We start from the raw sequence: 21,839 nt of genomic DNA, 5'->3' as shown, positions 1-21,839 counted from the left end.
GGGATGACAAAAACGATTCTTTTTTGTGCCACGGTAGACTATCATTTCAAAGCCTTTCATCAGCCGGTTATGAAGTGGTTCAAGGAGCAGGGATGGATGGTTCATGTTGCTGCCGGTGGGGATCTTCAACTTCCTTATGTGGATAAGAAGTACACCATTCCAGTGCATCGGTCTCCTTTCCATCTCCAAAATCGTGCTGCCTATCTTGAGCTTGCCAAGATAATGAATCAGGAAAATTACGACATCGTTCACTGCCACACACCAATGGGAGGGTTACTCGCCCGGCTGGCAGCCAGAAGGGCGAGGAAAAAAGGAACCAATGTACTCTATACCGTACATGGATTTCATTTTTATAAACATGCGCCCTATGTAAATTGGCTAGTCTACTATCCGATTGAGAAATGGCTCGCAAACTATACGGATTGTCTGATTACGATTAATGAAGAAGATTTTGGACTACTTCAAAAGCATCCGTTTAATGCGGGGAGAATCGAGAAAATCAATGGGGTCGGTGTTGATATTGAAAAATTTAGACCGATCGGGAAGGCAGATAAATTAGACAGACGACAGAATTTCGGATATTTGGCGGATGATTATCTTCTATTTTATGCAGCTGAATTCAACCGAAATAAAAATCACCAGTTTTTGATTCGTACGGTGGCCCATTTACTAGATTACGTTCCAAATGTAAAGCTCCTGCTTGCAGGTGAAGGAGAATTGCTTGAAGAATGTCGAACACTGGCAAATCAATTGAAAATCTCGAAACACGTGGAATTCCTTGGTTTCAGAAATGATATAGATAGGCTTTTACCCATTTGTGATGTTGTTGTTTCAGCAAGCCGCCGTGAAGGGTTGCCGGTTAATGTAATGGAAGGAATGGCTTGTGGATTGCCCGTTATTGCGACTCGAAACCGGGGCCATAATGAACTAATTCAAGACTGCCAAAACGGCTGGATTGTGGAACAAGAGGATATGGAGAATATGGTGAAAAAACTGACCATGCTCTATATGAACCCTGCCATGACAACCGTTATGGGGGCCTATGGAAGAGAAATCATGGAGAGTTCGTACAGTGTTGGCATAGTGTTACAGCAAGTGAGCCGAATCTATCAAAACTATATGCATGAAATGGAGGAAGAAGCGTGGACAGCCCAATAAGAGTTTTGCATGCAGTGGTGAATATGAATCGTGGCGGTGCAGAGACATTTATAATGAATCTGTATAGAAATATCGATCGAAACCGCATTCAATTTGATTTCTTGACATGCAAGCCCGGGGTGTTTGACAAGGAAATAGAAGATATGGGTGGAATGATTCATCGAATTCCTTATATTTCTGAGGTAGGTCCGTTTAAATACCAAATTCTTTTAAAGGAATTTTTTTTAAGCCATCCCGAATATAACATACTTCATTCCCATTTGGATAAGATGAGTGGAATGGTCTGCAAAGCAGCGAAAAAGAGCGGGGTTCCCATTCGCATTGCGCATAGTCATAATACAGAAAGTGAAGGGAACCGGGCAATCAAATTATATAAATGGTATTCAGGAACCCATATTCGTAAAGCCGCTACCCATTATACAGCTTGTTCGACAAAGGCGGCAGCATGGTTATTTGGCAAATCTTCTTTGACAGCCAATATTATCAAAAATGGAGTAGAGAGCGAGCGGTTCTTATTTTCAGAGGATAGGAGACAACTCATTCGGAAAAAACTGAATCTGGAGGATGATGCGCTTGTGCTAGGCCATGTCGGCCGGTTTCATGTTCAAAAAAATCATGCCTTCCTGATTGAGGTCTTTGGTCGAACAGTGAAGTCTTTCCCTGAAGCGCGGCTCATTTTAGTTGGTGATGGACCGTTGCGCAAACAAATGGAAGGGTTGGCTGTCAGAAGAGGAGTAAGGGATAAAGTTCTTTTTCTTGGGATTCGGGATGATATTCCTGATCTATTAACGGCGTTTGATCTCATGCTATTTCCCTCCTTTCATGAGGGATTACCGGTCACAATCATCGAAGCGCAAGCTGCCGGCCTCCCCTGTATTTTGTCTGAACATATTACTCAGGAGGTGGATTTGGGTGCCGAGTTAATTCGCTATGTCAGATTGGGTGATGTGGAGGAATGGCTGGCGAAAATACGCTATCTTGCCAAGAGAGAAGTCAGAAGAGAGATTCCGGAAAGTACCCTGGCTGTGAAGGGATACGATATCCGGTCTACTGCTGAGTGGATGAATCATTTTTATTTACATCTTGTCAATCCAGATGAAGAAAGGAGGGCTAGCGTTGACCCCCTCTCTTAAACGTTTGACGGTGTTTACCCCAACGTACAATCGAGCCTTTTGTTTAGGGACTTGTTACGAAAGCCTGAAAAACCAAACATGCCAGGATTTCAGTTGGCTCATTATCGATGACGGATCTAATGATGGCACAGAAAAACTGGTCCGCTCTTGGATGGAGGAAGGAATTGTAGAGATACGCTATGTTTATCAGGAAAACCAGGGCATGCATGGAGCTCATAATACAGCCTATCGTCTAATAAATTCAGAGTTAAATCTATGTATTGATTCCGATGATTATATGCCAGCGGATGCTGTGGAGAAAATACTCAATTTTTGGGGGAGCCATGGCAGTGGAAATGTGGGGGGCATCATTGGCCTCGATGCCTATTCAGACGGAGCAATCATTGGAACAAGGTTGCCTGAGGATTTGGAACAATCTACACTATTCAATCTCTATCATAAGCATGGCGTGAAGGGTGATAAAAAGCTCGTCTATCGAACAAGTCTTACAAAAAAATACCCATATCCTTTATTTGAAAATGAACGATATGTCGGTCTCGATTATAAGTATTTCAGGCTTGATTGTGAGTATGAAATGCTATTGATGAATGAAGTCCTCTGTTGTGTTGAATATTTAGAGGCTGGTTCAAGCTTTAATATGCTTTACCAATACCGGCGTAATCCAAAGGGATTTGCCTTTTATCGAACAGAATTAATGAAGCTTCCTATGGCGGGCACGCTATTTAAATTCAGACAGGCAATCCACTATGTGTCGAGCAGTATGCTCGATCGGAATAAACAATTTCTTCGGGATACACCTGAAAAATGGCTGACTGGATTAGCCCTATTGCCGGGCTTTTTACTCTATGCCTATATCAGAAGAAAAACGGCAACCTAGGCTCGACTGTCTTTCAGTTGGGGAAAGGAGACTGTTATGACAGTATTATATTTAAATTTAGCATTGGTAATGATGTTTGCTTTGATGGCTAGATTTTATTCACATGATATGGGTTTTGGTGCGATATCAATCAGGCCAAATAAGATGTTCGTTCTGCTTTCCCTCCTGACACTTATTTGTGTTTCGGGATTACGTTCAAATATTGGGGATACCTTTTTCTATATGCATGCCTACAAAATAAACAGAATGGATTGGGCGTATATTTTCGAGAATAAGGATATCGGGTTTGGTTTGTTACAAATGCTGCTCCAGAAGATTTCCATGAATCCGCAACTGTTGATTTTTGTGACCGCCATACTTACTAACGGCCTGATTGTAATGGTGCTCTATAAATACTGCCGCTTAATCGAAGTAGGCTTGTATGTATTTATCACAAGCGGTCTCTTTTTAACCTCCATGAATGGGCTGCGTCAATTTCTCGCGGCAGCCATTTTATTTGTGGGAACAACCTTTTTAATAGAAGGAAATTGGAAAAAGTACGGATGTGTTGTATTGCTGGCCTCCAGTGTCCATATGAGCGCCATTATTATGATTCCTATTTATTTTTTTGTCAGAAGCAAGGCGTGGTCTAAAACGACGTTTTTGCTTCTTTTTTTATCTGTGGTTCTTATAGTTGGGTTCAATCAATTCTCAGAATTGCTTTTTTCCGCACTGGAATCGACGCAATACGGTCATTATCAAAGCTTCTCTGAAGGAGGAGCCAGCATTGTACGTGTACTTGTTACGGCTGTGCCGTTATTGCTGGCCTTTATCGGAAGGGAACGGCTGAGAGAAATCTTTCCTGAGAGCGATGTAATAGTCAATATGTCCGTTTTAGGATTGGTATTTATGCTTGTCTCCACTCAAAATTGGATATTTGCCAGATTTTATTACTATTTTGGCCTTTATCAGTTGATATTGATTCCTTGGATCGTACAGTCATTCAGAGAAAGGGATCGGAAGCTGATTTACTTTGGAGTCTTAATTTTTTATTTTGTTTTCTTTTATTATGAGGAAGTTATTTCTCTCGGTATTGAATATAAAAGTCATTTTTTCGGTGGGTGATGAGAATGAGAAGGGTGTTGCATGTTGTGAGTGCACTTGAGAGAGGCGGTGCAGAAATGATGATTATGAATGTATATCGCAGAATTAATCATGAAGAACTCCAGTTTGATTTTGTATCCCATGGGTTAAAAAAAGGGGAATTTGAAGAGGAAGTCAGAGAACTGGGGGGCGAGGTTTACCGAATTGATAGTCTTGGAAGGGCAGGGCCTGCGACCTATATTAAAACATTAGTTTCTATCATGAAGAATGGCCATTATGATGCGGTGCATGTTCATACTGATTTTCAGGGAGGAATTGTCGCGTTTGCCGCTTTTTTGTCAAATGTTAAAATCCGTATCTCTCATTCACACTGCACAGGCTGGAATAGGGGTGAACATGGGATAGAGGCTTTGGGTCTGCAAGCTTTAAAAGGATTGGTTCAGGTGTTTGCTAATCAATACTGTGCCTGCAGCGATGAGGCGGGTCGCTTTTTGTTTGGAGAGAGATCTCGTAAATTAAAAGTCTTGAATAATACCGTTGATGTAATAGGCTATCAATCACTGAATGAGAAGGATGTGCAAGTGGAAAGGGAGAAGATAGGAATCCCGCCTGAAGATCTTATAATCGGGCATGTTGGTCGTTTCTCAGAATCTAAGAACCAATCATTTATTCTGCATCTTCTCCATCATCTTCATCAGAAGGGGATAAAAGCTTCCGCTATATTTATTGGGGATGGACCATTAAAACTGGAAACAGAAACTGGGGCTGAGAGATTAGGAGTCACAAATTCAGTTCATTTTCTAGGGATACGGACAGATATTCCAAAATGGATGTATCTCTTTGATGTTTTTATTTTTCCTTCTCTTTTTGAAGGCTTTGGAATTGCTGCACTTGAAGCGCAATGTGCGGGAACACCTTGTATCCTGTCAGATCATGTTCCTGCTGCGGTGGATACTGGGCTGGGATTAGTCACTTATCTGGGGCTTGAAGAACCAATCCAGAAATGGATAGAGGCGATTTTGGGGGCTGCCTCTCAGCCAAGACCGTCTTTATCACGGATACATGAACACTTTTTACAGAATGGCTTTGATGTGGAAAGCGGCGTCCGGCAATGGGCAAAGTTGTACATGTCGGCAAGTTAGGTGATTTTAAGATGAAGAAAAAAATATTATTTGTGACTCAGTATTTACAAACCGGTGGAGTGGAGAGAAGTCTGCTGGCCTTCCTTCATCAATTGGATTATGAAAAGTATGAAGTAGATTTGCTTTTATTCGATTATAGCGGTGTTTTATTTTCGCAGGTTCCTCGTGAGGTGAATCTATTGCCGCCATTATATGAAACATTTTCCCTGCCACTCGGACAGGCTATCCCTCAATTGGTAAGAGACAAACAGTATTCCCTTTTGGGGGCCAAGCTGTTGTCTGCTTTAGTCGGCAGGTTATCTAAAGGAGTAGGTACTGCGCAGAGGTGGTCCGTTTATCGATACACACTTCCTGCGAATGAAAAAGTGTATGATGCTGCTGTCAGCTATCTTGATTTCTTTTGTAATTATTATGTGATTGAAAAAGTGAACGCAAAACGAAAAATTGTTTATAACCATATGGACTACCATTATAGCTTAGGGCAGGGCTGGCCCGCACCGGAACTGGATGAACAAGCATTTGCGAAAAGTGATTGGATTGTCTGTGTATCTGAATCAGCCAGCCGCTCATTAAGAGAATACTTTCCAGAGATTTCTTCAAAAATAAAAGTGATTCATAATAGGGTTTCACGAACATCCATACAAGTGCAGGCAGAGGAAAAGTTGAATATCGCTGAGGAATTTACAAACGCATGCTCTGTTGTGACGGTTGCCAGATTAGTAGAGGAAAAAGGAATCTGGGAAGCCGTGGAGGCCTGTAGAGTGCTGGTGGGACGCGGAGTGAAGATTCATTGGTATTGGATTGGTGACGGGCCGGAGCTAAAAGCAATGGAAAAGAAAGTGGAGGAGTATGGAATAGAAGAATGCTTTCACTTACTGGGTGAAAAAGCAAATCCCTATCCGTACATGAAAAACGCTACGATCTATGTACAACCTTCTCGAACAGAGGCGCATTGTGTAGCGGTAGAAGAGGCACTTGCACTCGGATGTCCGGTAGTGGTGACCGATATTCCGGCATTTCGTGGACAAATCAGGAATGGGAAGACCGGAATGATTGCTGAAAACAAAACAACTGGATTGGCCGAAGCAATCGAACACCTACTTGTTTCAGCTGAAGGGCGTACAATCCTCAAGGATCATTTGGCAAGGAGAAATAATCTGTGTTTGGAGCAGATCCATCCATTGGTAGATTTATTGGATGGGAGATAGACAGTCGTAAGCATTTCACGGGTACTTTAAGAAAAACACGACGATTCCTATGTAAGGGGGCTTTTCCTCAAAGGTGAAGCCAAACCATATTCACTTGCTTTTAAAATAGGAAGGATTTCCAAAGAGTTTTTAGATTTCTGATTTTCACCTGAAAATCCTTGCAAGTGAGGTGTATTAAATTGAAAAGAATAGTCGATTTCAGCATGGCATTCGTCATGCTGATTCTTTTATGTCCGTTTTTATTTATTCTGGCGATTCTTATCAAATTTAAATTGGGATCTCCTGTCCTCTTTAAGCAACAACGCCCTGGTTTAAATGCGAAACCATTTCAACTATATAAATTTCGGACGATGACAAATGATTGCGATGAACATGGACATTTATTAGCGGATGAACAAAGGCTGACTTCATTTGGAACGTTCTTAAGAAAATATAGTCTAGATGAGTGGCCGCAATTATATAACGTACTAAAAGGAGAGTTAAGCTTTGTTGGCCCAAGACCTTTATTAATGGAGTACTTACCCTATTATTCGGAGGAAGAAGCCAAACGTCATTTGGTCGTACCCGGCATGACTGGCTGGGCACAAATCAATGGTCGTAATGACATTAGCTGGGAAGAAAAATTTGCGCTCGATCTATGGTATGTCAACCATCATTCCCTTTGGTTAGATTTGAAGATTATATTCCTGACCTTCAAAAAGGTAATCCATTCTGAAGGCATTACAAAACAAGGGATGGCAACAGTAGATTATTTTAAACGTCCGCTGAAGGAGTGAGTGAAATGAATTATGCGGTTATTGGCCATGGAGGTCACAGTAAGGTAATTAGAGATTTGATCGAATCCAGGGAGAGCCATCAGATTATTGCCTATCTGGATGATAAGTATGAATTGCTGGATACCATTTTGGATTTGTATATCGGACCTATTCTCTCTATTGATTTGATTTTGAACGAGTTTCCTGATGTTAAAGTAGTGATTGCCATAGGAAACAATGCGACCCGAAAAGCGATTGCGGAGAAATTGAACCTTCCGGCTGAGCGATATTGTACACTCATTTCCCAGGAAGCCATCATTAGCCCAAGTGCCCAAATAGATGCGGGGTCTGTAATCATGCCGGGAGCCATTGTTAATGCGGAATCAAAGATTGGAAAGCATGTGATTGTCAATACAGGAGCTATTGTCGATCATGATTGTGAAATTGGGGATTATGTTCATGTATCTCCCAAGGGTTGTTTAACTGGTTCAGTTATTCTGCAAGAAGGCGCCCTGATTGGGACCGGTGCTTCTGTTATCCCTGGAATAAACATTGGTAAATGGTCAAAAATTGGAGCTGGTGCAGCGGTTGTTAAAAACATACCGGACTATTCCAAGGCAATGGGTGTCCCTGCCCGAATTATGGAGAGTAAAGAAGGAGGTGGAGCCGTTGCAGACAGTGGCCTTTAAGAAAAGAATACCTCTAGCAACTCCTCATCTAAGTGGTGAAGAAACAACCTTTATTCATGAAGCTCTTGCTGATAACTGGATTGCTCCGGCAGGTCCGCATATTGATGCGTTTGAAAGAGAAATTGCTGACTATGCAGGTGTAGAGGGGGCGGTTGCTGTTAATTCAGGAACCGCGGCTATTCATTTGGCACTATCTTTAATGAATGTGGGAAAAGGAGATGTCGTTTTTTGTTCATCCCTTACCTTTATTGCTAGTGCGAATCCAGTAATTTATCAGGGAGCGGAGCTCGTCTTTATTGATTCAGAGCCGGATACGTGGAATATGTCACCGGACGCTCTTGAACAGGCGCTGTATTTTGCGGTGAAAAAGAATAAACTTCCCAAGGCTGTTATTGTTGTAGATTTGTATGGGCAAAGTGCCAAGATGGATGAGATTTGTGCCATTTGTTCCAAATATGGAGTACCTATATTGGAGGATGCTGCTGAAGCTCTTGGATCCTTTTATCATGGTCAATCCTGTGGAAGTTTTGGTGAATTTGGCGTCTTCTCTTTTAATGGAAACAAGATAATTACGACTTCCGGTGGAGGGATGCTTATTTCGAATAATATCGAGGCTCTGGAGCGGGCAAAATTTTTGGCCACACAGGCAAAGGAAATCGCTCCTCATTATCAGCATAAAGAAGTCGGTTTTAATTATCGGCTCAGTAATATTTTGGCGGGAATCGGTAGAGCGCAGCTGAAGGTTTTACCAGAAAGAATTGAAAAGAAGAGAATGATTTATGAAACGTATCGGACAGCCCTGTCTGAAATGGAGGGTTTGAGATTTTTGCCGGAACTGGAACATACCTTATCGAACCGTTGGCTGACGGTAGTCACTTTGGAACATAAGGAGACCGTGACACGTTGCTTGCAGGCGTTGGCGAATGAAAATATTGAAGCCCGGCCGATGTGGAAGCCATTGCATATGCAGCCGCTATTTAAAGATGTTGATTTTTTTGCCCATCAGGCTGACGAATCTGTATCTGAACAATTGTTTAACCATGGCATTTGTCTTCCATCAGGTACCAATATGACAGAAGAGGATATGGAGAGAGTGATTGACTGTCTGAAGATGACAGTAAGATAGGAAGGGAAAACTTGAGCTAAGGAGGAGGGAAGGAAATGATAGGAAGAAACATACAGGAAATTCGTAAACGCAAAGGATTGACACTGACTCAGCTTGCGGCCAATGCTGGAATTTCCAAATCCTATTTAAGCAATATTGAACGAGGAGTGAATCAAAATCCATCCATTGATGTATTGAAGAGACTGGCGATTGTTTTAAATGCTGATTTGAAAACATTGTTGCGTGTTCAGGAAAATACTGAAACGGATGAAAATCTAAATCAGGAATTAATAGAATTAATTGAAGAATTAAAGACGACGGTTATTGAAAAAGAGCAAGTGGATGAATACCGGGCATTAATTCAATATATTAAGTGGAAAAATAAAGCGTAAAAAGACCATTTCTATTGATGAAAGAGGATTGAAGCGTATGTTGAATCAGAAAAGGGTCAGCATGATTGTACCCGTGTATAAGGTGGAAAACTATTTACCGCGCTGTATCGAAAGCTTGATCGCCCAAACCTATCAAAATATCGAAATCATTTTAGTCAATGATGGGTCACCTGATTCCTGTGGGGAAATGATTGACTACTATGCCGATCATGATCAAAGGATCATACCGGTTCATAAAGAAAACGGTGGGGTATCAGAGGCGAGAAATACAGGAATGGCTTATGCAAGTGGTGAGTACACGTTCTTTGTGGACGGCGATGATTGGATTGATCCTACTTTAGTAAACAGTTTGGTTGAACGAATGGAACAGTGTAACGCGGATGTTGTACAAACAGCTCATTATTATGCCTATCAGGATTATCTCCTATATGATGATCGCTTTGAGCAACGGGATGATTCTCCTGTTGTATTGGATAATCATCAATTAATGCGGGAGCTTGTTCTCAATCAAGTCGTGAAGAATTTTGCCTGGGGGAAACTTTATAAAACAGAACTCATTAAAGATATTCTCTTTCAAGAGGGTATTTTTTTTGAAGATGTTTTTTGGTCACATCTTGTTATGAAAAGGGTTCATACGTACGTGATTACACATGAACCCCTCTATTATTACTACCAGCATGCAGATAGCGTTGTTGGTTCCTTTTCTGAGAAGAATTTGGACTATCTAAAGAGCTTAAAACAGCGCCATGAATTTTTGGAGAAGCATTACAGCCACTTGGTAGAAGACTCTTATAAAGAAATCGCTAAAGCTCATTTGGTTCATTATCAGCTTTTACTTAAGTATAGAAAAATAGATCCGGCTGGTTTGTATCGTACTGAAATTGAAATATATATACGTCGGAATTTCTCCTTGTTATATAAAGCCATACAGCAAGATAAAGAGCTCAAGCAGGAGTTGACCTTTTTCCATATCCATCCCTATTTATATATTGCCTTTTTATCAGTGAAAAAGGGTATGCGAATGATGCATCTTCTTCCAAAACCTCAAGGGCTCGAGCGAATGATGGTCAAGGAGAAAAATGGAGAGGTACGTGTATAAAGAAAAACGTCTCGTTACATGTAAATTTTAATGAGGACATCTCTCTTAATTCTCAAGGTAAGGGAGGCATTTTCGCAAAGCAAAGGAGTGCTTTAGAAAAATAAAGAAAAGGTGATTGTATTGAGTTGGGAATTTGTTTGCTGTCTGCTGGTAATAGGGAGCGGCTTATTTTTATGGAAACGTAAGATTATTGTCGGGGTTTGGTCCATCAAAGTATTTACTTCCACAGAGCTCGTAACGGAGGAGCCTGCCAAAAAAGTACTCAAAACACCAACATTAAAAGCAACGGATGTTACAGATATTCCGGCTGAATTTATTGCTGATCCGTTTATTCTTTGTAGAGACGGATCGTATTATATGTTTTTTGAAGTACTTGATAAAACGTCCATGAAGGGAGTCATCAGCTTTGCGCATAGCAAGGATGGACACTCATGGAAATATGAACGGATGGTTTTACAAGAAAGCTATCATTTATCTTATCCTTATGTTTTTGAGCATGAAGGAGAGTTTTATATGATTCCGGAAACAATCGAAGCGGGTAAGATCCTGCTGTATAAAGCGAAGCAATTTCCGGATAATTGGGAGGTTGTTTCTGAATTGGTTGATGGTAGATATGCCGATCCCAGTTTATTTCATTACAATCAAAAATGGTGGATGTTTGCAAGTAAACAGGGGCAACTGCACCTGTTTCAATCAGACTCTTTAACAGAAAACTGGACCGAGCATCCCGAAAGTCCACTTATTCTTAATAACCATCATGTTACAAGACTGGGTGGAAGAGTAATTGTGGAAAACGACAGGATTTATCGTTATACACAGGATGGAAAGCCTACATATGGACATGCAGTTAGAGTATTTGAAATCACAGAACTGAGTGAAAGCCGCTATCAGGAGAAAGAGATAAATATGGTGCTAAATGGCACAAAGGCTAATGACTGGCGCAGGGATGGAATGCATAGTATTGATCAGGTGAAAACGGAAGAGGACAAGTGGCTGATCGCTGTTGATGGACATAGACTAGAATCTCGTCCTTATCTGTTGTGGAAATTGGATTATCTGCGTTGTAAGTATGGGAGTTGGCTCTGGAAAAGTATGCTTACGTTTGTCGTGATTTAACGTATTAATCGGCGTAATCGTACGGAAAGGCAAAGGAACCAAAAGCCTCCCTGTCAAAATGGGAGACCTACGGTTACCTAGCGGAGTAACTTGGATAAATGCTGCTTAATCACCTCAAGGCTATCATTCATAAGAACCTGTGGAATTTTATACCCCACGAACAGAGGGGATACTACAAAACGCGGGATGGCTTTGCAAATAATCAAATCGTGAAAATGATAAAAGAAGAGGTTATAGCTGGTGCATCCCTTATGGAATCCATCTAGGATATACCGCACTAGGATTTGAAGTTTATCAGCAAATTCATCGATTTCATCTAGTGTGTTCAATATTAAATTAAATTCGGTAAAACCGATGACTGGATATTTTGAAACATTTAATTCTATACCAGATTTCTTGTAAATCTCTGCTCCTTCAAAATCAATCATTGCCATATTCTTATGATAATCCACATGCTTCATCCCAATTATTTGCATATGGGCATGCTGAATACTGCCTCCGGAAAAAGGACCATGATTTTTGAATAAGATAACAGATTCATATTCACCCGTCTTCTCTACTTCAAGCCATTTGTTAATACTGAATCGTATTAATTCACGCATATGTTTTTGTTCATATCCTCTTATATCTTCGTTACATTGATCCGTTTCAATTATGACCGTTTGATAGGTATCCTGAAGGGTGGGATATTTATTCATTAACCAAATGATATCTCCCCTTGTTTCAATAATATCGGTAAGCTCGTCTCTTTGGCAAAAGGGGCAGGCTGTTGTTTTATTACGGATGGTTTCAGGTTTTTGACTACCGATTGCACTTGAAAAATATAATTGCTGCTGATCCATATTTGCACCTACCTTACGATCTTTTAAAAACTCAATATGTTTAATTATAAAGTAAAGATATGAGCGAATATATCCTTTTACCCAAAAATAAGCAAACAAAAAATTGAAAATAAGTGTAAAAATACATAAAAATGAGTCGATAGTAACAATAAGATAATTTTTAATTGATTCGTTTATAAAAGGGGAGGATTACGAAATGGACTTCAAAGGTAGCAATCAAGGTGTAAATGGAGAAATAGGAGATGTCATTTACTTTAAAAGAGGTCATTTATTTGTTTTTGGTGAAATTATAAATCTTAGAGAAGGTTCATGCATTGTGGAAATTTCTCAAGCATATGCAGATGAATTGAAACTTGCTACAACAAGAACAGTTATCAGGCATGGGAATTACAAAATAATTGAAACGAAAAAAACTCATACAAGGGCAGTGGAGCAGCAAATAGAATCTTCCTATCCAACACATTATCAGTGAATGGTCGCCTAATTTAGAGAAAGCTATAAACTATTTGTTAGTATTGTAAACTGTTTCTTCTATTTTATCGGATCGTTTTTCTATTGTGCCTATGTAGTGATACACTTAGAATAAGTTTTATATTATATATGAGAGTAGGGAAAGCATGAAAATTAAATTGATCATCTTTCTAGCATCTACAAAAGAACTTAATAGAAACGAAATCGTAATGAAAACAGTTGAATCAGCTTTCCGTCCTATGAGAGGAGACATTATGGATGATCCCGGTTTTGATCCGAGATTTCATAATGGGTATGAGGTTGTTAAAGTGACTGTTCATTATGAGAAAAATGAATGCTATGTATCGCTGTCTCCACTAGCTATTGAAATGGAGGAAATTAGCCTGGACGACTATTTAGAAAGGTTAATTTCAAATGGGTGGAAGATTGTTTCAAAAGAGGAACTATTGATTGGCTAATTATCAACTATGAACTTTATACATAAAAAACAGGTGAAGAAAATTCTTCACCTGTTTTATTTGGGTTCTTATGAAAGGCCCCTTTGCCAATTAGATTAAGCTCCAACTTTCACATTGTCTGAGTCGGGCTGATTTGTTCTTTCTTTCTTTTGCAGCAACCACATTAATCCTGTCGATATGATGCCGAGGATACCGATCAACATCCAGGCAGAAGTGATTGAATAGGCTTCGATAAAGCTTCCCATAACTAGTGGACTTGTTGCGTATCCAGCGCCAATCACGAGTGGGAGTATACTGCTGACTCTGCCTCGGTGTGAAGCCGGTGTTTGATTCGCTATAAAGGTTGAAGCATTTATCGCAATCATGATCTCCCCGATTGTCATGATGAAAATAGATACATAGAAAAAGGGTAGCAGAGTGGTAAAGGCCAGCATCCCAAAGGCGACAGCATACAATAAAGCTCCACCGGCTATTACTTTTATCGGTCTTATTTTATTTGTCAGTTTAGTAATGATTGGCGTAAAAGTGATAACCAATATCCCGTTAAAACCAGCGAGCGTTCCGTAATAAGCTGCACCTGAATCATTAAATAATTCCTCTAAATGAAGCGGAATGGTGAACGCCCATTGGGCATATTCGAATTCAATACACAGCATGATAAAGGCGAACATAATTAAAATAGGTCTGGCAAACAGCACCTTAAACACAGAGCCCTCGACATGTTGCTCAAGTTTTCTATCCGGCTCATCTATCACCAAAACATGCTTGGTTTTTGTCTCTTTTATAAAAATTAAAATCAATGAAGTAGCTAAGAGGGTGGCTGTTCCGTCGATGATAAAAATAAGGTTTAAATGATTTTGATAGAGTAGACCTGCAATGACAGGACCAACGGCAAACCCCAAATTCCATCCCATATAGGTTAATGAATAAGCGCCCTTTCGATTTTCTGGAGTGGTTAAATCTGCTAAGAGAGCATCGTAGGCTGGTGAACATAGGGCATAGAAAAGGGATGACAGCATGAGTAAATAGGCCATGGTCATAGAAGGCTCTATAAAACCTCCTACAATAACGGTAAATGCCCCTAAGGCTTGTGAAACGACAATGATAAATTTCCTGCCCAAAGTATCGGCCAGTTTCCCGCCCAAAATCATACTTGGTACAGAAATGACACTTAATAATGTAATATAAAGTCCTGCTTTGCCGCTATCCATACCAATCTTTTGAGTTAGAATCAGAACTAGTAAGGGCTGTATAAAACCTCCTAAACTATTAATAATCCGCGCAAAGAAGATGATATAAATTTCTTTCGGTAATCCCTGGTAGGGAATAAATAAATTCTTAATCGATTGCATAAACCCTCCTGTTACTAGTGTATTTACCTTCCAATAATTTCTATTTTAAAGATAAACAAGCAGAAAATGAATAGTTATTTTTTAAAAATTTAAAATTAATAGATTTATGGAGAAAGCTTGCAGGGATAAATTGGTATAATGGTATAAAATGATTTTATGAAGTCTTATCAACGAGAGAGAAGGGTTGCAGAGTGGAGTTTTATCATGTATTGATTCCGGTATTTGTCATTTTTATTTTAGGTTATATAGGGGAAAAGAAGATTGGATTTGATACGAAAACCATCTCGACCATGTCTCTTTATCTTATGACGCCTGTCCTTGTGTTTGAAACGTTTTATACAAACAAACTATCGATGGATTATCTCTATATCGTGATTTATGCGTTCGGTCTCTGTTTAGTGCTTATTTTGATTGTTTACTGTATTTCCTTGATTAAAAAATACAATCTGAAGGATACTTGCGGGCTTATTCTTGGTTCCGTATTTATGAATAATGGCAATTATGGCACTCCTGTAGCCTTATTGTTATTTGGGGCTGCCGGATTTGATTATGCCATCATTTTAATGGTTACACAAAGTATAGTGATGTCTACGATCGGGCTTTATGTAGCAGCAAGAGGAAGTGATATAGGCGGTGGAATGAAAGATACTCTTGCGGTAGTCATTCGCATGCCCGTTGCGTATGGGGCTGTTGTAGGACTGCTCTTTCAGTATAGCGGTATTTCGATTAGTCCTTCCTTGATGACCACAATCGATTTAGTTGGGAGTGCAGCCATTCCAACCATCATGCTCGTTTTAGGTATGCAGTTGGCTAAAATCAGTCTAAAAAATATTGAATATGAAAAGGTTTCGTATGCCTTACTAATTAAATTGGCTGCCTCTCCACTAATAGCATGGGGAATGACATGCCTGTTGCCTATTGATCCATTGCTCAAACAATTAATGATCATCATGGCCGGAATGCCTGCCGCTGCTAATACCACGATGTATGCCATTCAATTTAATACAAAGCCGGAGTTTGTTTCAATCTGTACATTTATTAGTACAGTACTTAGTTTAATTACATTGCCAATTATCTTTTATTTTGTTTTATAGATAATACAGCTTGATTAGGACAAGAATGATGGATTAAAGAATCACATAAAATGAACGTAGCTAATGGATTCCTATATTTAGAAAGAAGGAAGGTAGAGTGAATGAATAAAAGTAAAATTTGGATTCCATATCTATTAATGGGAATCAGTTTAGTATTATGTGCAAGTGCCATCATTAATTCGATTCAATCGGAACCTCAAAGATATCCATCGTTCGGCTTGATTCCAAGTGTTATCGGTATTGTGTCCTTTTTATATGTTAATAAAGTCGCAGATAAAAAGACGATATTTCTATGGTTCACTCAAGTATTAAACGTGGTGTTTATAATCTTTCCATTGGTTACCCTTTTGTATTTTATGTCTTCCTAAAAGATATGTTTTGTTGACTAGACCTCCATCTAAGAGGTCTTTTATTTTACCTGTAAAGGAACTTTCCTTGGTACTTAACCGGATTTTCTTCTTGTAATCATCTTTACACAATAATTTTAAGAGCAAGATCCTTCTAACCATACCAGTGCACTGGTTTGGAAAAAATATAAAATTAATGAAACTTTTTACTTATGTCTATAGTCTAATAGATAGAGAGAAAAACAGGGGGGAGCCGGATGGAAGAAGAGACTTCCTTAGTTCTAAAGGCTGTAAAAGGCGATGATGCTGCCTTTTTAACCTTATTGGAACAACATAAGGAGCAATTGTATCGTATGGCCATTGTTTATTTGAAAAATGAAGAAGAAGCCCTCGAGGCTATCCAAGAAACGACTTATCGAGCTTACCGTTCAATTAGAAAGCTGAAGAAACCTGCTTATTTTTCAACATGGCTTGTAAGAATTTTATTAAATGTTTGTTCAAATGAATTAAGAACAAAGAAAAAGTACCATCAATTTATTGGACAGGAAAGTGCCTATACGGATAATTACAGACCATTAGAAATAGAAGAGGCCCTTATGTATCTGGATGAACCATCGCGTGAAATCATAATATTAAAGTATTTACGGGATCTGCCTATTACGGATATTGCGACCATTTGTGAATGTCCTCCAAGTACGGTGAAAACGAGACTTTACAGAGGTCTTCAGAAATTAAAAGAATTAATGAAAGAGACTGGGGGTACCAGCCATGTATGAAAAGGAGAGGCAGGATTTGTTAGAGCTAAAAAAGCAAATGGAATACATACCTATACCAGATGAAAAAGTAGCCGCAGTCATTCAAAGAGGGTTTCAAAAAGCCAAGCACAAGCGAAGAAATAAACAGATTAAATATTGGGGACTTGCATCTGCCGCACTTATACTTTTATCTTGCATTAGTCTGGTTCGTGTATCGCCAGCTTTTGCAAATGCTCTCTCTGCTATACCCGGTGCAGAAAAAATTATTAATCTAATCAGAAACGATAAAGGATATATGTCTGCAGTAGAAAATGATTTTTTGCAACCTATTGGTGAGACGCTAGAAAAGAGTGGATATAAGGTTACGATTGAATCCTTAATTGTTGATAGACACAGATTGGTGGTTTTTTATCATATCGATGGAGCAGCAGAAGATTTACAAATCGAATTCCCTAAACTATTGATTGATGGAAAAGAAAATGATCAACAATCGATATCGTATTCCGCCCATGATAATGGTGAGGGATCTTTGGATATTGATTTGCATCAACAGCTAACAGACGGAGGAAAAGTCGAACTTTTATTCCATCTTCAAAATAGCTCGGGCTTAATAGGCCCATTTAAATTTCCTCTCAAAATAGATCATTCCATGTATAAGGATCAACATAAACAGATGGCTATTAATAAAACTGTAACGATTGATCAACAAAATATTTCGTTTGGAAAAGTGGAGATTGATCCATTGAGCGTTAGGATTGAGGTAGACTATGACCCTGCTAACACAAAGAAAATCTTCAATTTGAGCCATGTTAGGCTAATGGATGAGCGTGGTGAAATATGGGGGGCTACCGGTGGTTATACCAGTGAGGAAGGAAGCCATATATATATTGAAAGTAATTATTTTCGGCAACCACAGAAACTGTATCTGCTGTTTGATGGGATCCATGCTCTTGATAAGGATGAGTTAATCATTGAAGTGGATAAAAAAACTGGCAGGCTCTTGAAATATCCTACAGATGGGTTTGTGCAATCTTCTGAAATAATAGAGGATAGGGTGAATATTTCTATGAAAATCCCTAAGGATTCGGAAACCGTTACGGCAGGGGGAACGATTACTGATGGAACTGGTAAGGATATTTCAACAGGGGAAATCCATTACCGTGAGTTAGATGGCTATGAAATCACGAGTTTCATTTATAAACCAGAAGAAGTAAGTGAAGGACCTCTTCAGATTCAATATGATACGTACCCGCTCACCCACAAACAACAAGTGAAACTGCGGATCAAATGAATGACTAAACTCAGGAATCAGCATGATTATGATTGTTGGCAGAGTTTTATCATAAATGTCATCCTAAGAGCTTATACATAATAATAGGAAACGGAAAGGGGGAAATCGGTTGAAAAAGAGTGCAATCATTAAAGGCGATTATCGATATTCCCTAAAGCGGGAATGGGATGATTACAATCTTAGGAAAGCTGTCTTTGTTCTTTTGAATCCAAGCACGGCTGATGACAAGTTGGATGACCGTACGACTATGCGTTGTGTTTCATTTGCAAAGAAAATGGATTGCGGCTCTATGGAATTGGTAAATGTATTTGCCTATCGGAGCAGGGACTGGAGAGAGCTCGGGAATATGCCTTTAGAAAAGGCGACAGGCCCAGAAAATCGGTTCTATTTAGAAAATGCTTTGCACAGTGGATCTGAAATCGTAGTTGGCTGGGGAGAAAACTGTACCATTCATCACCGTGATTATCAGGAACTATCCGAATGGTTTAAGGGGTATGTTCCAAACTGCCTTGGTACAACAAGAGACGGCCATCCCAGGCATCCTCTTTATGTAAGAAGCGATACCACGATTCAACCCTATCTCTTTCCAAATGTAAGTTCATTTAAGACACCGTTATAAAACCTAAGAGCTGTCGGATTTTCGACAGCTCTTACTAGATATTTTATAGGCAATTGTTTGGTTCTCTAGGTGGCAGGAGGCGTTGTGGGAGGTTCAGGATCAGTCTCGCCTGAGTTATCTTCTATTGGGGAATCAGGTTCTCCCTGTTCACAATCTGGACTTTCGTCTTCTTCTTCAGGTTTAGTAGGAGGTGTAACAGAGGGTTCAGGTTCTTACAGTTGGTTCTTTTGAGGTTTGTCCGATTCTTCTTCATTTTAATCCTCTGACTCGTTTACTTCTTCTTTTTCTTCTTCGCCTTCAATCGCGTTTTGTAAACTTTCAATGATTTCCTTTAATCCATCTTCAGTTTTATCCTCCATTTGGCTGGCGGAAGTCGTATTAAAGCTAAATGAAAAACTAGTTAAATCCACTACGCGCAGTAGCATAAACAGTTCCGCTGAGGTCAAAGTACGTTATTAATCCTCCAAATACTAAAAATCCGCTTAATAGTGCAATCCAAAAACTCTTTTTGGCCGTGTGCCCCCATTTAATCATTTCAGCCGTGTTTATCCATCAACCTCCTTTTTCATCCCTAAAAAAATTTTGGAATAGTGGAAGAGCGAGGTCCTTGTCCATTTAAATAAGTATGAACAATTCAGCCTATATTTGATTTGTGAACGACTGATTAATCAAGGGGTATTCCATATCAATTGGATTGCCAGAAAAGAAGAGGAACCAGATTCTTTTTTCTTAAGAAAATACATGGAAATCATAAATCTGAATGGTAGGAACGGTATACAACCTGGTATGAGGTTTTAGAAGTCTTAAATGTGGCGCAGAGCACATTGCCAATCACATTTACCATTGACCAACATAAAAAATCCTACTCGACTCAGTGGAAGGATGCGGTCATCCTCTTTATAGAGGCTTATATCCGGCCTTAATGAAATTTGGGCAAAGTGCTGGGGAGCTATTGTTGGAGTTCATAAACCCTGAGACTTCTGTAACAAAGATGGATTCAAATCTAAAAATTTCATTCTCCTCGCGTGAAGTTGATTTTATTAAGTCAGTGGCTGCAGAGGCGTCGACAACAAAGGCTGCTGTTCAGCCAGTTAGAGATTATATATCAACAATAGTGAGAAGGTTGAATGCCAAAAATCGAACGGAAGTAGCTGTAAAAGCTATAAGGATGGGAATCATAGATTAGCATTTACTAGAAAAGCGAGCGTGCGTGAGGGTTTGGTATATATTATATTTAAATAATATTATAGGCGAATGGTTGGATCGTATTGGTGATAAATGAAAATGTAAACGATGTCTTTTTTTCTCCTAGATTCGTTAGGATTTTTATACTATTTTATCTGATTATATCACTTTACGTGATTTAAAGTTCGCTAAACGGATAGATAAAGTACTGTATATTAACAAAATGTAATAATAAAACACATCTTTGAAACATAACTGTAATATTAATATAACTTGTTTGTTAAATTCGAATGATATACTAAATCATGTTAGAAAACTAGATAAATAGAAATGGTATGAAAGACCTGATAGATTAAAGAAACTAGGAAGCAGGGGAAAACGTAATGATGAAGAAAAGAATTATAGCATTCAATACAGCTTTATTAATTGGATTCAGCAGTTACATAGGTATTCCGTCAGCCAGTGCCGCAAAAGATCCAGCTAAACAAGCAGAGGTAGATCAAGCACAAGCTGCTTTAAATGAGGTACAAGCTGAAATTTCGACTCTAAATAACCGTATTGCTCAAATCGACAAAGCTGTTAAAGATAATCAAAACATGATTAATGATACAGAAGAAAATATTGTCAAAACAGAAAAACAAGTTAAGACATTGGATGAAGAAATCAATAAGCTAGAAGAAAAGAATGAAAAACGCCAGGAAATTTTAAAGCAACGTGCGGTTACGTATCAACAAACAAGCGGTACTAACAGCTATCTTGAAGTTATTTTTGGATCTTCTAGTTTTGGAGATTTCATTGAAAGAGTAGGGGCCGTTTCCACAATTGTTCAAGCAGATCGGGAATTAATTGATGAGATTCAAGAAGATCAAAAAGACCTTGAGAAAAAACAATCAACAGTGGAAGAAAAGCTTACAAGCTTAAAAGATATGAAGACAGAGCTTGTTGGAATGCAGCAGGACATTAAGCTACAACAAGATCAAACAAATACCTTAAAAGAAACGCTTAAAGCTAAGGAAGAAGATAGTCAACGAAAATTGGCAGAAGCTAAAGCAAAAAACATCGACATTGTGATTGAGCCGGTTGTTGCAGCAGAAACTTCCAATGTTAAAGAAAAAGTTGAAAAAATTGCTGATAGCCAAAAAGAAGAAACTACTAATGTAAGTGCTAATTCTAAGGAAGAGACAAGCTCTAAACCAGCTAATACTTCCAACAAGAAACCAAGCTCAAACAATAGTTCTTCTACAAATAAGCCAAGCTATACTACTGGTAATACCCAAAATAAAAATATTCAAACCGTTATCAATGCAGGAAATAGATATATCGGTAATTCCGTATATGTATTCGGTGGCGGAAGAACAGCAGCTGACGTTGCAGCAGGCCGTTTCGATTGCTCAGGTTTCGTTAGCTGGGCATTTAAACAAGGAGGATATTCTGTACCAGCAAGCACAGATGCTTTGAAATATGCTGGAAGACAGATTCCGACAAGCCAAATGCAACCAGGAGATATGGTTTTCTTCGATACGTATAAAAAAGATGGACATGTCGGCATTTATATCGGCGGAGGAAAATTCATCGGTTCTCAAAGTTCAACTGGTGTAGCAAAAGCCAGCCTTACAAGCGGATATTGGAAAACAGTATTCAACGGACGTGTAGTGCGCGTTCATTAAT

The 21,839-nt window shown here is 39.2% G+C and carries 24 protein-coding genes; 21 read left to right on the top strand and 3 right to left on the bottom strand.

Annotated elements, in window-relative coordinates; all coding sequences use genetic code 11:
- Nucleotides 1-3 precede the first annotated feature (3 nt).
- The 12 genes from AC58NB_RS10215 (at nucleotide 4) to AC58NB_RS10160 (ending at nucleotide 11,757) form a co-directional block, all read left to right on the top strand.
- The gene (locus tag AC58NB_RS10215) at nucleotides 4-1,158 is read left to right on the top strand and encodes a glycosyltransferase family 4 protein (protein WP_497426722.1); all 1,155 of its coding nucleotides are present in this window, start codon (nucleotides 4-6) and stop codon (nucleotides 1,156-1,158) included.
- Nucleotides 1,143-2,291 carry a glycosyltransferase family 1 protein gene (locus AC58NB_RS10210; RefSeq protein WP_497426721.1) on the top strand — a complete coding sequence of 383 codons (1,149 nt, stop codon included), beginning with the start codon at nucleotides 1,143-1,145 and terminating at the stop codon, nucleotides 2,289-2,291. The genes AC58NB_RS10215 and AC58NB_RS10210 overlap by 16 nt, the downstream gene beginning before the upstream one ends.
- On the top strand, nucleotides 2,275-3,168 hold the full coding sequence (locus AC58NB_RS10205; protein WP_497426720.1) for a glycosyltransferase family 2 protein: 894 nt from the start codon (nucleotides 2,275-2,277) through the stop codon (nucleotides 3,166-3,168). The genes AC58NB_RS10210 and AC58NB_RS10205 overlap by 17 nt, the downstream gene beginning before the upstream one ends.
- Nucleotides 3,169-3,204: 36 nt before the next feature.
- The gene (locus AC58NB_RS10200) at nucleotides 3,205-4,272 is read left to right on the top strand and encodes an EpsG family protein (RefSeq protein ID WP_497426719.1); all 1,068 of its coding nucleotides are present in this window, start codon (nucleotides 3,205-3,207) and stop codon (nucleotides 4,270-4,272) included.
- Nucleotides 4,273-4,277: 5 nt separating this feature from the next.
- On the top strand, nucleotides 4,278-5,393 hold the full coding sequence (locus AC58NB_RS10195) for a glycosyltransferase family 1 protein (RefSeq protein WP_497426718.1): 1,116 nt from the start codon (nucleotides 4,278-4,280) through the stop codon (nucleotides 5,391-5,393).
- A gap of 11 nt (nucleotides 5,394-5,404) precedes the next feature.
- Nucleotides 5,405-6,601: a glycosyltransferase gene (locus AC58NB_RS10190; RefSeq protein ID WP_497426717.1), complete on the top strand. Its 1,197-nt coding sequence runs from the start codon at nucleotides 5,405-5,407 to the stop codon at nucleotides 6,599-6,601.
- 179 nt (nucleotides 6,602-6,780) lie between these two features.
- A complete protein-coding gene (locus tag AC58NB_RS10185) occupies nucleotides 6,781-7,377 on the top strand; it encodes a sugar transferase (RefSeq protein ID WP_497426716.1) in 597 nt (198 codons plus the stop codon).
- Between the two features lie 5 nt (nucleotides 7,378-7,382).
- Nucleotides 7,383-8,045 (top strand): acetyltransferase, encoded by a 663-nt coding sequence (locus AC58NB_RS10180; protein ID WP_497426715.1) that lies wholly within the window; start codon nucleotides 7,383-7,385, stop codon nucleotides 8,043-8,045.
- Entirely contained in the window at nucleotides 8,026-9,171 is a 1,146-nt protein-coding gene (locus tag AC58NB_RS10175; RefSeq protein ID WP_497426714.1) for a DegT/DnrJ/EryC1/StrS family aminotransferase, read from the top strand. Before AC58NB_RS10180 ends, AC58NB_RS10175 begins: the two co-directional genes overlap by 20 nt.
- Before the next feature lie 35 nt (nucleotides 9,172-9,206).
- Nucleotides 9,207-9,542, top strand: a complete 336-nt coding sequence (locus tag AC58NB_RS10170) for a helix-turn-helix domain-containing protein (RefSeq protein ID WP_497426713.1) — start codon at nucleotides 9,207-9,209, stop codon at nucleotides 9,540-9,542.
- A gap of 37 nt (nucleotides 9,543-9,579) precedes the next feature.
- Nucleotides 9,580-10,641, top strand: a complete 1,062-nt coding sequence (locus tag AC58NB_RS10165; RefSeq protein ID WP_497426712.1) for a glycosyltransferase — start codon at nucleotides 9,580-9,582, stop codon at nucleotides 10,639-10,641.
- A 120-nt stretch (nucleotides 10,642-10,761) separates the two neighbouring features.
- Nucleotides 10,762-11,757 carry a glucosamine inositolphosphorylceramide transferase family protein gene (locus tag AC58NB_RS10160; RefSeq protein ID WP_497426711.1) on the top strand — a complete coding sequence of 332 codons (996 nt, stop codon included), beginning with the start codon at nucleotides 10,762-10,764 and terminating at the stop codon, nucleotides 11,755-11,757.
- A 77-nt stretch (nucleotides 11,758-11,834) separates the two neighbouring features.
- Here the strand turns inward: AC58NB_RS10160 and AC58NB_RS10155 are convergent, their stop codons facing one another.
- The gene (locus tag AC58NB_RS10155) at nucleotides 11,835-12,599 is read right to left on the bottom strand and encodes a DUF4931 domain-containing protein (protein WP_497426710.1); all 765 of its coding nucleotides are present in this window, start codon (nucleotides 12,597-12,599) and stop codon (nucleotides 11,835-11,837) included.
- Between the two features lie 196 nt (nucleotides 12,600-12,795).
- Here AC58NB_RS10155 and AC58NB_RS10150 point away from each other — a divergent pair, with 196 nt between their 5' ends.
- Nucleotides 12,796-13,071 carry a DUF2187 family protein gene (locus AC58NB_RS10150; RefSeq protein WP_497426709.1) on the top strand — a complete coding sequence of 92 codons (276 nt, stop codon included), beginning with the start codon at nucleotides 12,796-12,798 and terminating at the stop codon, nucleotides 13,069-13,071.
- Between the two features lie 145 nt (nucleotides 13,072-13,216).
- Complete coding sequence (locus AC58NB_RS10145; RefSeq protein ID WP_497426708.1) at nucleotides 13,217-13,528, top strand: hypothetical protein; 312 nt, start codon at nucleotides 13,217-13,219, stop codon at nucleotides 13,526-13,528.
- Nucleotides 13,529-13,623: 95 nt separating this feature from the next.
- On the opposite strand, the gene AC58NB_RS10140 is transcribed toward AC58NB_RS10145, so the two are convergent.
- The gene (locus tag AC58NB_RS10140) at nucleotides 13,624-14,880 is read right to left on the bottom strand and encodes an MDR family MFS transporter (protein WP_497426707.1); all 1,257 of its coding nucleotides are present in this window, start codon (nucleotides 14,878-14,880) and stop codon (nucleotides 13,624-13,626) included.
- Nucleotides 14,881-15,071: 191 nt separating this feature from the next.
- Here AC58NB_RS10140 and AC58NB_RS10135 point away from each other — a divergent pair, with 191 nt between their 5' ends.
- The 5 genes from AC58NB_RS10135 (at nucleotide 15,072) to AC58NB_RS10115 (ending at nucleotide 18,986) form a co-directional block, all read left to right on the top strand.
- The gene (locus AC58NB_RS10135; RefSeq protein WP_497426706.1) at nucleotides 15,072-15,974 is read left to right on the top strand and encodes an AEC family transporter; all 903 of its coding nucleotides are present in this window, start codon (nucleotides 15,072-15,074) and stop codon (nucleotides 15,972-15,974) included.
- A gap of 101 nt (nucleotides 15,975-16,075) precedes the next feature.
- Complete coding sequence (locus tag AC58NB_RS10130; RefSeq protein ID WP_497426705.1) at nucleotides 16,076-16,342, top strand: hypothetical protein; 267 nt, start codon at nucleotides 16,076-16,078, stop codon at nucleotides 16,340-16,342.
- Between the two features lie 236 nt (nucleotides 16,343-16,578).
- Nucleotides 16,579-17,097, top strand: a complete 519-nt coding sequence (locus tag AC58NB_RS10125) for a sigma-70 family RNA polymerase sigma factor (protein ID WP_497426704.1) — start codon at nucleotides 16,579-16,581, stop codon at nucleotides 17,095-17,097.
- On the top strand, nucleotides 17,090-18,367 hold the full coding sequence (locus AC58NB_RS10120) for a DUF4179 domain-containing protein (protein WP_497426703.1): 1,278 nt from the start codon (nucleotides 17,090-17,092) through the stop codon (nucleotides 18,365-18,367). Before AC58NB_RS10125 ends, AC58NB_RS10120 begins: the two co-directional genes overlap by 8 nt.
- A 109-nt stretch (nucleotides 18,368-18,476) precedes the next feature.
- Nucleotides 18,477-18,986, top strand: coding sequence for a DUF1643 domain-containing protein (locus AC58NB_RS10115; RefSeq protein WP_497426702.1), 510 nt, complete (start codon nucleotides 18,477-18,479; stop codon nucleotides 18,984-18,986).
- Nucleotides 18,987-19,240: 254 nt separating this feature from the next.
- Here AC58NB_RS10115 and AC58NB_RS10110 read toward each other — a convergent pair whose 3' ends face one another.
- On the bottom strand, nucleotides 19,241-19,432 hold the full coding sequence (locus AC58NB_RS10110) for a hypothetical protein (protein ID WP_497426701.1): 192 nt from the start codon (nucleotides 19,430-19,432) through the stop codon (nucleotides 19,241-19,243).
- A gap of 509 nt (nucleotides 19,433-19,941) precedes the next feature.
- Here AC58NB_RS10110 and AC58NB_RS10105 point away from each other — a divergent pair.
- Nucleotides 19,942-20,172 carry a hypothetical protein gene (locus tag AC58NB_RS10105; protein WP_497426700.1) on the top strand — a complete coding sequence of 77 codons (231 nt, stop codon included), beginning with the start codon at nucleotides 19,942-19,944 and terminating at the stop codon, nucleotides 20,170-20,172.
- A gap of 382 nt (nucleotides 20,173-20,554) precedes the next feature.
- Nucleotides 20,555-21,838: a coiled-coil domain-containing protein gene (locus AC58NB_RS10100; RefSeq protein WP_497426699.1), complete on the top strand. Its 1,284-nt coding sequence runs from the start codon at nucleotides 20,555-20,557 to the stop codon at nucleotides 21,836-21,838.
- Nucleotide 21,839 lies beyond the last annotated feature (1 nt).

The organism is Pradoshia sp. TA40_28, assembly GCF_059694525.1.
This window is presented reverse-complemented; position numbering and strand designations above follow the sequence as displayed.